This window comes from Flavobacterium sp. JP2137, assembly GCF_050562195.1.
In the GTDB taxonomy this organism is placed as follows: Bacteria; Bacteroidota; Bacteroidia; order Flavobacteriales; family Flavobacteriaceae; genus Flavobacterium.
On the sequence record NZ_CP191647.1, the window covers coordinates 2,883,281 to 2,897,627 of the forward strand.

General features: G+C 41.4%; 15 protein-coding genes and 1 tRNA gene. 12 read left to right on the forward strand and 4 right to left on the reverse strand.

Annotated features, from left to right (window positions below; genetic code table 11):
• Positions 1-102 precede the first annotated feature (102 nt).
• The 4 genes from ACQZ43_RS12775 (at position 103) to smpB (ending at position 2,548) form a co-directional block, all read left to right on the forward strand.
• Complete coding sequence (locus ACQZ43_RS12775) at positions 103-591, forward strand: DUF4199 domain-containing protein (protein ID WP_430613066.1); 489 nt, start codon at positions 103-105, stop codon at positions 589-591.
• Positions 592-631: 40 nt separating this feature from the next.
• The gene (gene kdsA, locus ACQZ43_RS12780; RefSeq protein WP_430613067.1) at positions 632-1,450 is read left to right on the forward strand and encodes a 3-deoxy-8-phosphooctulonate synthase; all 819 of its coding nucleotides are present in this window, start codon (positions 632-634) and stop codon (positions 1,448-1,450) included.
• Positions 1,451-1,620: 170 nt separating this feature from the next.
• Positions 1,621-1,701, forward strand: a tRNA-Tyr gene (locus tag ACQZ43_RS12785).
• Between the two features lie 394 nt (positions 1,702-2,095).
• Positions 2,096-2,548 (forward strand): SsrA-binding protein SmpB, encoded by a 453-nt coding sequence (smpB, locus tag ACQZ43_RS12790; protein ID WP_430613068.1) that lies wholly within the window; start codon positions 2,096-2,098, stop codon positions 2,546-2,548.
• A gap of 112 nt (positions 2,549-2,660) precedes the next feature.
• Here smpB and ACQZ43_RS12795 read toward each other — a convergent pair whose 3' ends face one another.
• Positions 2,661-3,302, reverse strand: coding sequence for a protein-L-isoaspartate(D-aspartate) O-methyltransferase (locus tag ACQZ43_RS12795; protein WP_430613069.1), 642 nt, complete (start codon positions 3,300-3,302; stop codon positions 2,661-2,663).
• Between the two features lie 151 nt (positions 3,303-3,453).
• On the opposite strand from ACQZ43_RS12795, the gene ACQZ43_RS12800 reads away from it, so the two are divergent.
• The 8 genes from ACQZ43_RS12800 (at position 3,454) to ACQZ43_RS12835 (ending at position 11,309) form a co-directional block, all read left to right on the forward strand.
• Positions 3,454-4,416 (forward strand): Gfo/Idh/MocA family protein, encoded by a 963-nt coding sequence (locus ACQZ43_RS12800; protein ID WP_430613070.1) that lies wholly within the window; start codon positions 3,454-3,456, stop codon positions 4,414-4,416.
• An 87-nt stretch (positions 4,417-4,503) separates the two neighbouring features.
• The gene (locus ACQZ43_RS12805; protein ID WP_430613071.1) at positions 4,504-5,391 is read left to right on the forward strand and encodes a 3-hydroxyacyl-CoA dehydrogenase family protein; all 888 of its coding nucleotides are present in this window, start codon (positions 4,504-4,506) and stop codon (positions 5,389-5,391) included.
• A gap of 73 nt (positions 5,392-5,464) precedes the next feature.
• Positions 5,465-6,682, forward strand: coding sequence for a DUF1015 domain-containing protein (locus ACQZ43_RS12810; protein ID WP_430613072.1), 1,218 nt, complete (start codon positions 5,465-5,467; stop codon positions 6,680-6,682).
• A 6-nt stretch (positions 6,683-6,688) separates the two neighbouring features.
• Complete coding sequence (locus ACQZ43_RS12815) at positions 6,689-7,360, forward strand: YggS family pyridoxal phosphate-dependent enzyme (protein ID WP_430613073.1); 672 nt, start codon at positions 6,689-6,691, stop codon at positions 7,358-7,360.
• 19 nt (positions 7,361-7,379) lie between these two features.
• Positions 7,380-8,729 carry an exonuclease domain-containing protein gene (locus ACQZ43_RS12820; RefSeq protein ID WP_430613074.1) on the forward strand — a complete coding sequence of 450 codons (1,350 nt, stop codon included), beginning with the start codon at positions 7,380-7,382 and terminating at the stop codon, positions 8,727-8,729.
• A gap of 23 nt (positions 8,730-8,752) precedes the next feature.
• Entirely contained in the window at positions 8,753-9,610 is an 858-nt protein-coding gene (locus ACQZ43_RS12825; protein ID WP_430613075.1) for an ion transporter, read from the forward strand.
• Positions 9,585-10,520, forward strand: coding sequence for a tRNA (adenosine(37)-N6)-dimethylallyltransferase MiaA (miaA, locus tag ACQZ43_RS12830; protein WP_430613076.1), 936 nt, complete (start codon positions 9,585-9,587; stop codon positions 10,518-10,520). The genes ACQZ43_RS12825 and miaA overlap by 26 nt, the downstream gene beginning before the upstream one ends.
• A 21-nt stretch (positions 10,521-10,541) precedes the next feature.
• Positions 10,542-11,309 carry an acyl-[acyl-carrier-protein] thioesterase gene (locus ACQZ43_RS12835; RefSeq protein ID WP_430613077.1) on the forward strand — a complete coding sequence of 256 codons (768 nt, stop codon included), beginning with the start codon at positions 10,542-10,544 and terminating at the stop codon, positions 11,307-11,309.
• A gap of 73 nt (positions 11,310-11,382) precedes the next feature.
• On the opposite strand, the gene ACQZ43_RS12840 is transcribed toward ACQZ43_RS12835, so the two are convergent.
• From ACQZ43_RS12840 to coaE, 3 genes are all read right to left on the reverse strand, one after another.
• Positions 11,383-12,096 (reverse strand): response regulator transcription factor, encoded by a 714-nt coding sequence (locus tag ACQZ43_RS12840; RefSeq protein WP_430613078.1) that lies wholly within the window; start codon positions 12,094-12,096, stop codon positions 11,383-11,385.
• A 4-nt stretch (positions 12,097-12,100) separates the two neighbouring features.
• The gene (locus ACQZ43_RS12845) at positions 12,101-13,648 is read right to left on the reverse strand and encodes a sensor histidine kinase (RefSeq protein WP_430613079.1); all 1,548 of its coding nucleotides are present in this window, start codon (positions 13,646-13,648) and stop codon (positions 12,101-12,103) included.
• A 104-nt stretch (positions 13,649-13,752) separates the two neighbouring features.
• On the reverse strand, positions 13,753-14,346 hold the full coding sequence (gene coaE, locus ACQZ43_RS12850; RefSeq protein ID WP_430613080.1) for a dephospho-CoA kinase: 594 nt from the start codon (positions 14,344-14,346) through the stop codon (positions 13,753-13,755).
• Position 14,347 lies beyond the last annotated feature (1 nt).

Sequence of the window (14,347 nt, forward strand, 5' to 3'; positions counted from 1 at the left end):
TCCTTTAAATATAATCAATTTTACTTCAATAATACATTATAACATTATTTTTTTATACCGGGATAATTAGTTTAATTTTGATTTTTTAAAAATGAACTTACCATGAAAAACTATTCAATTGAATTCAAATGGGCAGCTATTAGTACGGTTTTGGCCATAGCTTGGATGTATTTGGAAAAAAACCTGGGCTACCACGACGAGAAAATAGGCATTCAAATCTTGTTTACCAATCTTTTTTCACTGGTGTTGATTGCGGTTTTTATCATCGCCCTGAGTGAGAAGAAAAAGCATTTTTTTCACTCGGTAATCTCGTGGAAGCAAGCTTTTTTTTCCGGGATGATACTCACGCTGATGATCACCATCTTCTTCCCCTTGGTTCAATACATTACGTATACCCAAATTTCACCTGATTTTTTCGACAATTTATTGGCTGTAGTCATCGAAAAGGGAAGCATGTCGTTGGAATCGGCTCAAACGTACTTTTCCTTTGACAACTACCTCAAACAAGGCGCCTTCAACAACCTGTCGCTAGGCGTGGTAACCTCGGCCTGTGTCGCCTATTTTATACAGACTAAAAATCCGAAAAAATAATTTAAAATTCACTATCTTTGATAGTACAAAACGATATAAAATGGACATCAATAACATCCCTTTAATAAAACATACAGACAGCGGTAATTTTTTCCTATTGGCAGGACCTTGCGCTATCGAAGGCGAAGAAATGGCCTTTAAAATTGCCGAACGCCTGGTTCGGATTACCGACGATTTAAAAATTCCCTTCGTCTTTAAGGGCTCATTCAAAAAGGCCAACCGCTCGAGAATCGATAGTTTTACGGGTATAGGCGACGAAAAAGCCCTCAAAATCATCCAAAAAGTGGGGGAAGCCTTTAAGGTACCTACCGTAACGGATATACACGAAAATTCCGATGCCGCTATGGCTGCACAATACGTAGACGTACTTCAGATACCCGCTTTCTTAGTACGGCAAACCGACTTGGTAGTCGCAGCGGCCAAAACGGGAAAAACCGTCAATTTGAAGAAGGGACAGTTTATGAGCCCCGAAAGTATGAAGCACGCCGTACAAAAAGTGTTGGATTGCCAAAACGAAAACGTGATGATTACCGATCGCGGCACCATGTTTGGTTACCAGGATATGATTGTGGATTTCCGCGGCATCCCGACGATGCAGCAATACGCTACTACGGTTTTGGACATCACCCATTCGCTGCAACAACCCAATCAGTCTTCGGGCGTAACCGGAGGAAGACCCGATTTAATCGAAACGGTAGCCAAGGCGGGAATCGCTGTAGGTGTAGACGGTATATTCATAGAAACGCACTTTGATCCTGCACACGCCAAAAGCGATGGAGCCAATATGCTGCACTTGGATTATTTCGAAGATTTGATGAAAAAATTAGTGGCGATTCGACAAACGATAAGACAATTCTAGTTTGGTTTAAAAAAAGCAAAAAAAATATAAAGCATATAAATGTCATCTTCAAATACTTATAAAAAAGTTTGGAAATATTTCGAAAAAAAATGCTCGCAACCCTTGCAGATTCGAAAAACAGCTCTATATTTGCACCGTTGAAACAAACAAAAATAAGCAAGTCGCTTACTGGGGAGATACTCAAGCGGCCAACGAGGACGGACTGTAAATCCGTTGTGAAAACTTCGCAGGTTCGAATCCTGCTCTCCCCACAAAACAGATCGAGTTTTCTCGGTCTGTTTTTTTTTTGCTCTACTATCTATGGGGTGAAGACGAAAAACTGTGGAAATTGAAAAAGGGCGGATTTGCTGATGCGTCCATTCGCGTTGAATTCAAAATTATTTTCTAGCCGAAAAAACGTTATGCTTTACGCAAACTGGTGAATCATCGAATCCGCAAATCATCGAACTTGCATAAAAAAAACTGATTCGCTGATGCGTCCATTCGCCGATTTGATTGGGTCTGCAGTGGAGATGAAAAACCAAATTATTACCAAAATCGATTTACTTTACGCAAACTGGCGAATCCGCGAATCCGCAAATAAACAAATCCGCACAAATACACTTAACCGTATATTATATTTCTTTTTTTTAGTACATTTGTTTTATGCAAAAATCAGTAAACATTTTAAACAAACGAGCGAGATACGATTACGAAATACTCGAAAAATATACTGCTGGAATGGTTTTAGCCGGAAGTGAGATCAAATCGATCAGACTGGGCAAGGCTGGAATTACAGAAAGTTTTTGCGAATTTCAAGGTCACGAGTTATTCGCCATCAACACCCATATAGAAGAGTACGCCTTTAGCAAGCACTTCAATCACAAAGCCAAAACCGAGCGCAAGCTACTCCTGAACAAGAAAGAGCTTAAAAGCCTTTTAAAAAGCGTTCAAAACAAGGGTTTAACCATTATTCCGCTACGCCTATTCACCAACGAAAAGGGATTGGCCAAATTGGAGATCGGACTGTGTAAGGGTAAGAAGAATTACGACAAGCGAGACAGCATAAAAGACCGCGACAACCAACGCGATTTGGACCGGGTAAAAAAGGCGTTTTAGCGCCCAGGCGATTGCCAAGAGGTAATCGCCACTCTGAGTATCAATACCGCAATTCGCCAGCTTAAAAAGCCAAAAAAAAGCGCCTTGAAATCTTTCAAGGCGCTTTTTTTATTTAATTTTTATCGCCCAACATGGGCACAAAGCGAAAATCGCCAAATTCGTGTTTTTCAAATTGGGTTTCCGAGCGGCGAATCAACAGCGTCATGATTTGCACCTCTTCACCCACGGGTATAACCAAGCGCCCGCCAATTTTGAGTTGTGCCATTAAGGGCTGCGGTATAAAAGGGGCACCTGCCGTAACGATAATCGAATCAAAAGGCGCAAAATTGGGCAATCCCTTATAGCCGTCGCCAAAGGTTAAATGCCGTGCTCTAACGCCGAGTTTAGGCAGTAATTGCGCGGTTTTCTTATACAATTCGTTTTGTCTTTCCACACTGAATACCCGAGCGCCCATCGCGAATAATACCGCCGTCTGATAGCCCGAACCCGTGCCGATTTCCAAAACCTTATCGTCTTTGCTCAATTCCAACAATTGCGACTGAAAAGCTACCGTATAAGGCTGCGAAATCGTTTGTCCTGCACCAATTGGGAATGCGGTATCTTGATAGGCAAAATCCTCAAAACTCGAATCCAAAAAAAGATGTCGCGGTATGGATTTAATCGCTTGAAGCACATTTTTGTCGGTAATTCCCTTTCGTTGTAAAACGTCTACTAATTGATTTCGAAGACCTTGATGTTTGGCAGAATCTCTCACTATTGCATGTATTAATTTGGGTAAAATTACGCAATATTTCAGTATAAAAACAGCTTAAAACCCAAGTAGAATAAAGATACTACAAAACTTTAGACTTTAAATCTTAGGGATTAAGTAAATATGTTTTATTTTTGTTCCAAATTGAATTTTTATGTTGAAAATTGGGGTATTGGGAGCAGGACACTTGGGTAAAATTCACCTTCGTCTACTGAATCAATCGGATAAATACGAATTAGTAGGGTTTTACGACCCTTTTCAAGAAAATGCAGCAAAAGTAGCCGCAGAATTTGGCTATCGAACTTTTGATAGCATAGCCGAATTAATAGCCGCCGTAGATGTGATCGATATCGTAACACCTACCCTTTCGCATTTTGACTGTGCCAAAGCAGCCATTCAACAAGGCAAGCACGTCTTTCTTGAAAAACCCATTACCAACACCGTGGCAGAAGCGGAAGAACTCATCGCCTTGGCCAAACAATACGGCGTTCAGGGTCAGGTGGGCCATGTGGAGCGCTTTAATCCCGCTTTTCAAGCGATTAAGGGAAAGATTGAACAACCCATGTTTATAGAAACCCACAGACTGGCCGAGTTCAATCCGCGTGGTACCGATGTACCCGTGGTTTTAGACTTGATGATTCACGATTTGGACGTGATCTTAAGCGTGGTCAATTCGCCGGTGAAATTCGTCAGCGCCAGTGGGGTATCGATCTTAAGCGAGTCTCCGGATATCGCCAATGCTCGGGTCGAATTCGAAAACGGCTGTGTAGCCAATATCACCGCCAGCAGAATTTCGATGAAAAACATGCGCAAAACCCGTTTCTTTCAGAAAGACGCCTATATCTCGGTCGATTATCTCGACAAAGTATGCGAGGTAGTCAAAATGAAAGAAGCACCAGCCGCTCCTGGAGATTTTGATTTGATTTTTCAAAATGCCGAAGGTGTAAAAAAGCAAATCTATTACGACAATCCCAAAGTGGGCAGCAACAACGCCATCCTGGAGGAACTCGAAACCTTTGCCGAGGCCATCAACAATCAAACCACTCCCGTAGTGACTTTGGAAGACGGTGCAGCCGCCTTGCGATTGGCTCACCAAATCATCGCTTGCTTTAAATAGTCTCGGGCGTTTGTAAGCCGAGCGGTAAAGCGCAATACGAACAAATGTAACTTGCAGAATTAGTAACAACCAATAAAATAACAACACATGAAAAATATAGCTGTAATAGGCGCGGGAACTATGGGAAATGGAATTGCCCATACTTTTGCTCAAAAGGGATTTAAAGTTTTTTTAATCGATATCTCCGAAAAATCCATTGAAATGGGTATGGCGACCATATTAAAAAACTTGGATCGTATGATTGCCAAAGGAGCGATTACCGAAGCCGATAAAAAAGCAACTATTGAAAATATCATTACTTATAACGACATCAAAGACGGGGTGATCAACGCCGATTTAGTCGTGGAAGCCGCTACGGAAAACAGCACTTTAAAATTGAATATCTTTAAGGAATTGAGCCAAGTTTGTTCCAAGGATACCATCTTAGCTACCAATACCTCTTCGATTTCCATTACGCAAATCGCCTCTGTGGTTTCCAATCCGGAACGCGTGATCGGTATGCACTTTATGAATCCGGTGCCGATTATGAAATTGGTTGAAATCATCCGCGGTTACAACACTTCCGATGCGGTGACGGAACAAATTATGGATTTGTCTAAGCAATTGGATAAAACACCGGTAGAAGTTAACGATTACCCAGGTTTTGTAGCCAATAGAATCTTGATGCCTATGATCAACGAATCGATTGAAACCCTATACAACGGCGTTGCGGGAGTTCCGGAAATTGACACGGTGATGAAATTGGGTATGGCCCATCCGATGGGACCTTTACAATTGGCCGATTTTATCGGATTAGACGTTTGTCTATCGATTTTAAACGTGATGCACGACGGCTTTAAAAACCCGAAATACGCCCCTTGTCCCCTATTGGTCAATATGGTGATGGCCGGCAAATTAGGCGTAAAATCCGGAGAGGGTTTCTACGACTATAGCGAAAGTAAAAAGGCTGATAAAGTAGCCAAAATGTTTGCATAAACATTTTAAAAAAAACAAAAAGTCATTGGACTTTCGAGTTCGATGACTTTTCATCCTTATAATCTGCTTTACAATGGCTAAAATTGCACCATTTCAAGGCTTGCGACCTACTTCAGATAAAGTTAGTTTAGTCACGACTCGTTCTTACGACGACTACAGCACGACCGAACTGGCTTACTCCTTAGAATTTAATCCCTTTTCTTTTTTACACATACTGAATCCGGCCTATGCCAATCAGCAAAAGGTAAATATCGAAAAGCGATACAAGGCCGTGGCGACAAAATTTTTGGACTTTAAAAAAGAGGGCATCTTTGTCAAAGAGGACAAACCGGTTTTTTACCTGTACCAAATCGAGTCTAAAAACCACCAATTCATCGGGATTTTAGCCGGTACCGCTATAGAAGATTATCAGCGCAATGCCATCAAAAAGCACGAAGATACCTTGGAATATCGCGTCCACACCTTTAAGGATTACCTGCACTTTACCCGTTTCAACACCGAACCGGTATTGCTGATGTATCCGGAAAACCTGGCGCTCAATCAATGGATAGCCGATTTTAAACAAAGGGAATCGCTGTATCACTTTAGCACGTCTAACAAGGAGAAACACACCTTTTGGAAAATAGACGACCGTGCCGATCAACAATGGCTGGTAGAGGCCTTTGCCGCCATTGAGCATTTATACATCGCAGACGGTCATCATCGTTCGGCCTCGGCCGAATTATTGCTCAATGAAGAGCAGTCGTCCAACAATCCGCATTTGAATTACTTTATGAGTTTTTTAATCGCCGAAAACAACATTAAAATATACGAGTACAACCGTTTAATACACGATTTAAATCAGCACAGCAAGGCGGATTTCCTCGAGTTATTAAGCGAAAAATTCAGCGTAAAAAACAAGAAACAACACCTGTGGAAACCGACAAAAAAATCGGAGTTTGCCATGTATCTCGACGGCGAGTTTTACGCGCTACAGCTCAAGAACAACGGTCAAATCGACGACGTCCTCAGCAGTTTGGATGCTCAGGTTTTATACACCGAACTCCTACACCCCATTTTGGGCGTAGAAGATTTGCGCACCGACAGTCGCATCGAATATGTACCGGGAACTGAATCGATCATCACGATTAAAGAAATGGTGGATAGCGGTGAATTTGAGGTCGGATTTATGCTCTATCCCACCAATGTTTCAGAAATAAAAGAACTTGCGGATAATAATCAGATTATGCCACCAAAAAGTACTTATATTGAGCCCAAATTTAGAAGTGGGTTAATCATTTATGAAATTTAGAATATCATGACAATATCATCCCGTTTATTGGAAATTAAAAAGGCATTGCCAACTGGGGTTACTTTGGTTGCGGTTTCGAAAACCAAACCCGTAGAAGATATCTTGGAAGCTTATCAGGCGGGTCAACGAATTTTTGGGGAAAACAAAATTCAGGAGATGACTGATAAGTACGCCGTACTGCCCCGCGATATCCAATGGCACATGATCGGTCACGTACAGACCAACAAGGTTAAATACATGGCGCCTTTTGTCAGCCTTATTCACGCTGTAGACAGCTTAAGACTGCTGCAGGAGATCGACAAACAAGCCAAGAGAAACGAACGCGTTATCGACTGTTTGTTGCAGTTGTACATCGCAGACGAAACCACAAAATTTGGCTTGGACGAAACAGAATTAGATGAAATCTTAGCCTCAGAAGCATTAAAGTCATTAAAAAATATCCGCATCGTCGGTTTGATGGCCATGGCCACCTTTACCAAAGATCAAACCCAAATAAAAGCAGAATTTGATCATTTGAACGCGATCTTTAAACGCGTACAGCTTCAGTATAACACACTGGAAAACGCTAGCTTTAAAGAGCTCTCTATAGGGATGAGTAACGATTATATCACGGCGATCGACAGCGGCAGTACGATGATACGAATCGGAAGTACTATTTTTGGCAGTCGTAATTATTAATAAATAATCTTGTAAGAATTTGTACGCCGTATTAGACATTGAAACCACTGGTGGTCAATTTAACGAAGAGGGAATAACGGAAATCGCCATTTATAAATTTGACGGTGCTCAGGTTATAGACCAATTTATAAGTTTAGTCAATCCCGAAATTGAAATACAGCCCTTTGTGGTAAAACTCACGGGCATCAACAACGCGATGTTGCGTACGGCACCCAAGTTTTACGAAGTGGCCAAACGCATTATTGAAATCACGCAAGACTGCGTGGTTGTCGCGCATAATTCCGACTTTGACTACCGTATTTTACGCACCGAATTTCGGCGTTTGGGATACGAATTTCGGCGGCCAACCCTTTGTACGGTCGAACTGTCCAAAAAACTAATACCGGAACAACAATCATACAGCTTGGGCAAATTGGTGCGCTCTTTGGGCATTCCCATCGCAGACCGTCATCGGGCAAATGGCGATGCCATTGCCACCCTAAAACTCTTTCAGTTGTTGCTGTCCAAAGATTTGGAGAAAAGCATCCTCAAAGAGATGATCAAATCCGACATCAGAACGGGTATTGCCCCTAAATTACTGGATATACTCGATCAGTTACCCGCCTCTACGGGCATTTATTACATCCACAACGAGCAGGGTCAAATCATCTATATCGGCAAGAGTACCAACATCAAAAAGAAAGTCGGTCAGCACTTTACGAGTCCAACCGCCGTTTTTAAGAAAATACAAAAAGAAGCCTATACGGTGACCTTTGAAAAAACCGGCAATGAGTTAATTGCCCTACTCAAAGAATCCGAAGAAATTGCGATCAACAAACCGCTATACAATCGCGTAAGCCCCAGAACCATCTATCCGTATTCGCTGTATATCAAAACCAATACGGCGGGATTTCTTTATTTTTCAATCGAGAAAACCGACGGGCGCAAAAAGAACATCATGGCTTTTAACTCGCCCAATGAAGGGTTGAAATTCGCGGAGAAAATCATTGTGGACGGCGATTTAAATCCATTTATCGCACAATTTAACAGTAAGAACAATAAAAAGATCAATACCGAAACCTTTTCGGACGACAGCGCAGAACTGTACAGTTCCTATAATGCCCGGCTGCTGCAAGCCGTGCAACCTTATGTATTGGACGACAAAAATACCTTGTTGACCGATAAGGGGCGCCGTTTGGAAGAAAAAAGTGCTGTGGTCATTGAAAACGGCAAACTCTTGGGGTATTGTTATTACGATCTCAACTATCAAATCACGTCAAAAGAACGCATTCACAGCATATTAATCCCCTTGGAATTTCATCGCAATCACCGGAATATCATTTTGAATTACATGAATAAAAGGCGGGGTTATAAATTGATTTCCTACTAACATCACAGCAAGCTCCACATACCATGAGGAAAAGGTTTAAGAATAAATACGATATACTCAGACAAAAAATTTATATCATTATTTATGGTTCGAATACTTTTGCAGGAAAGTTGTTTGACATCGTTTTATTGGCGGTTATTTTATTGAGCGTTTTGTTGGTGATGTTGGAATCGGTTGAAAAACTCGACACCAAATACCACACCTTTTTAATCGTATCAGAATGGATCATCACGGTCTTCTTTTCCATAGAATACACCTTGCGGATTATCAGCAATAAAAAACCGCTTAAATACATCTTTAGCTTCTACGGATTGGTCGATTTGATTTCGATTCTACCGATGTATTTGTCGTTCTTTATACCGGGATCTCGTATATTATCGGTCGTTCGGGCCTTGCGTTTACTCCGCCTCTTTGGCATTTTAAACCTGATGCACTACGTCGGTCAAGAATCTCATTTAAAACTGGCGCTGATAGCCAGCAGAACGAAAATCATCGTTTTTGTCTATTTTATACTCATTGTTTCCGTATTACTCGGCGCATTGATGTATATTATCGAAGGTAAGGAAAGCGGTTTTACCAGCATACCTACCAGCATCTATTGGTGTATAGTAACCCTGACTACGGTGGGTTATGGCGATATAGCACCGGTAACGACCTTAGGACAAACCATAGCCTCCTTTATCATGATTATGGGTTATGGGATTATAGCGGTGCCCACGGGTATAGTAACGGCAGAATTCAGCAATGCCAAGCGCAACAGACTCCAGGAAAGAAGTCGCAATTGCCCGTCTTGTACCACAATTATTTACGACGAGGATTCAAACTACTGCTACAATTGCGGTCAAAAATTAAAAAATGTCAACAACAATACCAACAACTAATTATCTAATCGCGGTAGTAGGTCCGACGGCCATAGGAAAAACAGCTCTGGCCATACAACTGGCGCAGCATTACCACTGCGAGATCATTTCTTGCGACAGCCGTCAGTTTTACCGTGAAATGACAGTGGGAACTGCCGTACCCACTGCGGAAGAGCTCGCTGCGGTGCCCCACCATTTTATTCAGGATAAAAGCATTTTTAACCCGTATACCGTCGGAGATTTCGAGCGAGAGGCCCTGACTAGACTCGACGCCTTATTTGCCGTCAATCCCATACAAGTTCTCGTTGGGGGTTCGGGACTCTTTGTCAATGCCGTTTTACAGGGCTTCGACGAATTTCCGGAAGTAGCCGCCGCAGTGCGCCAAAACCTCAATAGACAACTGGAAGAGCACGGGCTTGAGTACTTGCAGCAACAGCTCAAGGAACTCGATCCCGTTCATTACCAAAACGTCGCCCTGCAAAATCCGCAACGCGTGATACGCGCTTTGGAAGTGTGTATCGGCAGCGGCAAACCCTACTCCTCTTTTTTGAATAAGAAGGAAAATAGTCGTAATTTTATACCAATTATCATCGGATTGGAAGCCCAGCGCGATTTGATGTATGAACGCATCAACCTGCGCGTAGACAAGATGATGGAAAGCGGTTTGCTCTTGGAAGCGGAAGCGCTGTATCCCCATCAAAAGCGCTCTGCCTTACAAACCGTGGGCTATCGCGAACTCTTCTCCTACTTGAACGGGGAGAATAGTTTGGAATTTGCCCGAGCAGAAATACAAAAAAACACCCGTCGCTTTGCCAAAAGGCAACTGACTTGGTTTAAGAAAACACCCGATACGCACTGGTTTGACATACATACGCCCTGGGAAACTATCGCGGAAAAAATAGAAGAAGAAATAAAAGAAAAAAGCCATTGATTCACCTTAAAATTACTGTTGATGCCCATATCTCCTAATTTTACATCGCTCTATTCGCAGACCCACGAGGTCGATTTTTTAGAATGCGCACCCAGCGGCAAACTGAAGACGGCTGCTATTGGACAAATCTTGCAAAAGGTGGCAAATACCCACTCGATATTGGGCGGAATTAGCCTAGAAGATTTGCAGCGCACCCAAATTGCCTGGGTGTTAAACAAGATGAAAATTGAGATAGTCAAGCTTCCGCAATGGCAGGATGTGATTGAAATACAAACTTGGATACAAAGTTTGGAGGGTTCGCGCTCGATACGCGATTTTGAAGTGTTTTTAAACGGGGAAAAGATTATGGGAATCAGCACCTTTTGGGTCATTATAGACACGGAAAAGCGCCGTCCGGGCACGATAACCATACCGTTGGACCACTTTACGATATTCGAGTCTAAAAAGGCCTTAAAAAAGGGTTTTAGCAAATTTCCGCTTCACCTTCCCTTTGAAAAAATAAGTGAGAACAGCGTGCGCTATTCGGATTTGGACATGGTAAACCACGTCAACAACACCAAATATGTGGAATGGGTATTGGATGCGGTTCCCTTTGACAAGATCATGCATCAAGATTTTAAGGAAATCGAGATGGTCTTTAAAAGAGAAATGGTTTACGGCATGCCTTATGAAGTCAATCACCATGCTGACCAAGCTGACCGAGATACCTATAGTATCAGCCATGGTTCGTCGACCTATTTTATCTGCCACTTAAGCTGGAAACCCCGAGGGGAAAAGGCCCAGCAATAGCGGGAATTCACAGCTGTAAAAAAACAAAAAAAGGGTCTTACTAAACTTGACGTAAAACCCTTTTTTTAAATAACTATTTTAGTTCTTTAACTACCAGACGGAATCCTTCTCCGTGTATATTTAAAATCTCCACTTGTTCATCTTGCTTCAAATATTTTCTCAATTTGGCAATATAAACGTCCATACTACGAGAAGTGAAGTAATTATCATCTCTCCATATTTTGGTTAAAGCAGCTTCACGAGGCATTAAGTCGTTCTCGTAAATCGCCAACATTTTTAGCAGTTCATTTTCCTTTGGTGAGAGTTTGATTGGCTCGTCATTCTCAAACGTCAGAAAACGCAACTTGGAGTTCAAGTGGAACTTACCGATTTGAAATTCAAATTTGGTATTGTCTGTTTTCACTTCAGAAGCCTTTCTATGAATAATGGCTTTGATTTTCATCAGCAATACTTCAGAGTCAAAAGGCTTGTTTAAGTAATCGTCTGCTCCTACTTTATAACCTTTTAAAACATCCTCTTTCATCGACTTAGCCGTTAAGAAAATGATGGGAATGTCCTTGTTTTTGTCTCTGATTTCACGCGCTAAAGTAAAGCCGTCTTTGTAGGGCATCATCACATCCAAAATACACAAGTCATAACTGTCTCTCTTGAATTTTTCAAAACCTTCCATTCCGTTCTTAGCGAGTGTCACTTCGAAATCGTTGATCACTAAATAATCTTTTAAAATGGCTCCGAAATTCGGATCATCTTCTACGAGTAAAATCTTTTTGTTGTTTGTTGTTTCCATATTATTAATTTATTAATGGCATTTTAATGATAAAGGTACTTCCTTTACCTTTTTCGCTTTCCACAAACACTTGCGCATTGTGGTCTTCGGCGATCTGCTGTACGTAGGCCAGGCCTAAACCGTGTCCCTTAACGTTGTGCAAATCTCCAGTGTGTTCCCGGTAAAACTTCTCAAAAATTCGCTTCTGAGCAATCTTACTCATTCCAACACCCTGGTCTTTTATTTTTATCAAAATAAAATCCTTTACGTTTTCAGTATAAATATCTATTTGCGGCTCTTTAATAGAATACTTAATCGCATTGTCTAAAATATTGACAATAACACTGGTAAAATGGAATTCATTCAATAAAACGTCGGTTCTTTTGGCTTCTAAATGCAAACGAGCCTCACCACCTCTGTCTTGTATAATTAAATCGACATGATCTAATGCATGTTCAATAACATCGTGAACATTTAAATTTTCTTTAGAAATATCGAGTTCGCGCTTTTCCAACTTAGAAATTCGCAACACATTTTCTACTTGCGCGTGCATGCGCTTATTTTCTTCTCGAATCATTTGTAAGTACCGCGCGACCTTCTCTTTGTCGTCGGTGACTTTGGGATTCTTTATCGCATCCAAAGCCAGGTTAATCGTAGCTATGGGCGTTTTAAATTCATGGGTCATGTTGTTGATGAAATCGGTCTTAATCTCCGAAATCTGCTTTTGCTTGATCAACTGATTAATCGCACTAAAATAGGCCGCGATAATCACTACGGTAAACAATACAGACATAAAGGTGATTCCGATCAAGGACGAAAACAAATACTTGCTCTTGTTGGGAAAGGTCACGTAGAGCTGATATTTGCTCTTACCGTCGCTTTCCGTCAATACGGGAACCCCGTAAGTGGCGTTTTCCTTGTAGACAAAATCGTCCGATTTTATCTTAGTCGCTAGACCATTGCTGTAAATCCCAAATTCAAAAGGCGCTGTAACTCCGTACTGCTTGAGTTCGGCCGTTAACAAATTTCTCAACTCACTGCGAGAAATACGATCGCCTATGGCTTTTAAAGCCACGATATCCTTAAAGTATATTTCGAATTGTGCCCGATCTAGTACATCTAGGTTTTCTGATTTTTCTACCGTCTGGTCGGGCATACCACTTTGAGATATCGAAGACTTATCCACGGAACTCCCGTTGTAAAACTGGGTTTTCCTTTTGGATATGAAATTTTTTATTTTAATGCTATCCGCATTTTTATCAAAGAGCGCTCCTTTTAAGTTGTAATCTTCCAGTATTAGTGTATTCGAATAAATAATTTGTTCGTTGGTGTTTAAATTGCGCTCCACATACATAAACTGCTTGAGTTCATTTTGCTTGGGAGCCACCCCTATACTGTCCTTTAATTCGTTGTACTTTTTGTAAAACTCCAAAGCTTCGCGCTGCTGCACTTTAGTAGCCACGTTTCCGATAACCTGTTGAACGTGGTATTTAAACTGCTCTTCATTATTTTGGTAGGACGAATTAATCCAATACAATTGGACCAAAATGATTCCGACCAGAGAGAAACTCATTATCAGAACTAATAAACGAAACCTAAATTTATTCATGCTATATCAAAATTAACATTAAAATGCATTACTGAGTATATCGTTAACATACAATTAACACTTAAAAATCATTTATTTTTAGTTAAAATGTTACTGATAACTTTTTCTACTTGTAATTTCGTTTTACTTTTATCTGTATTTTCTATAATGTAATGACAATACTGTCGTTTTTCCTGATCCTTGATCTGATTTATCATAATATTTTCAACGTTTTCCCTGCTTACGCCATCTCTAAGCATCACTCGCTGAATGCGTACCTCTTCGGGCGCTGTCACTAAAATTATTTCGTCGCACAGGCCTTCTGTCTTCGATTCGAATAAGATAGCGGACTCCTTAATGACAAAAGCGGCGTCTTGGTGCTGTTGTAGCCATTTGCTAAAATCCTCCGCCACTGCCGGGTGTACTACGGCATTTAATCGGCCTAACAATTCGGCGTCTTTAAAAACCAACTCCCTAAGTTTCGGTCTATTGAGCCGCTGATTGTCCAAAATCACCGGGGTATCAAACAGCGCTTGAACCGCTGCAATCAACTCGGCCTCGTCCATAACGGCTTTGGCGCGCTCATCGGCTATATACACGGGAATCCCCGCTTCTACAAAAAAATTAGACACCGTTGTCTTGCCGCTACCGATACCTCCTGTTAAACAAATTATCCGATTCATT

Coding starts and splice junctions, on each gene's coding strand:
- coaE (WP_430613080.1), bottom strand. CDS start 14,346: ATGAATCGGATAATTTGTTTAACAGGAGGTATCGGTAGCGGCAAGACA.
- ACQZ43_RS12775 (WP_430613066.1), top strand. CDS start 103: ATGAAAAACTATTCAATTGAATTCAAATGGGCAGCTATTAGTACGGTT.
- ACQZ43_RS12805 (WP_430613071.1), top strand. CDS start 4,504: ATGAAAAATATAGCTGTAATAGGCGCGGGAACTATGGGAAATGGAATT.
- ACQZ43_RS12800 (WP_430613070.1), top strand. CDS start 3,454: ATGTTGAAAATTGGGGTATTGGGAGCAGGACACTTGGGTAAAATTCAC.
- kdsA (WP_430613067.1), top strand. CDS start 632: ATGGACATCAATAACATCCCTTTAATAAAACATACAGACAGCGGTAAT.
- miaA (WP_430613076.1), top strand. CDS start 9,585: ATGTCAACAACAATACCAACAACTAATTATCTAATCGCGGTAGTAGGT.
- ACQZ43_RS12815 (WP_430613073.1), top strand. CDS start 6,689: ATGACAATATCATCCCGTTTATTGGAAATTAAAAAGGCATTGCCAACT.
- ACQZ43_RS12835 (WP_430613077.1), top strand. CDS start 10,542: ATGCCCATATCTCCTAATTTTACATCGCTCTATTCGCAGACCCACGAG.
- ACQZ43_RS12825 (WP_430613075.1), top strand. CDS start 8,753: ATGAGGAAAAGGTTTAAGAATAAATACGATATACTCAGACAAAAAATT.
- smpB (WP_430613068.1), top strand. CDS start 2,096: ATGCAAAAATCAGTAAACATTTTAAACAAACGAGCGAGATACGATTAC.
- ACQZ43_RS12810 (WP_430613072.1), top strand. CDS start 5,465: ATGGCTAAAATTGCACCATTTCAAGGCTTGCGACCTACTTCAGATAAA.
- ACQZ43_RS12845 (WP_430613079.1), bottom strand. CDS start 13,648: ATGAGTTTCTCTCTGGTCGGAATCATTTTGGTCCAATTGTATTGGATT.
- ACQZ43_RS12840 (WP_430613078.1), bottom strand. CDS start 12,096: ATGGAAACAACAAACAACAAAAAGATTTTACTCGTAGAAGATGATCCG.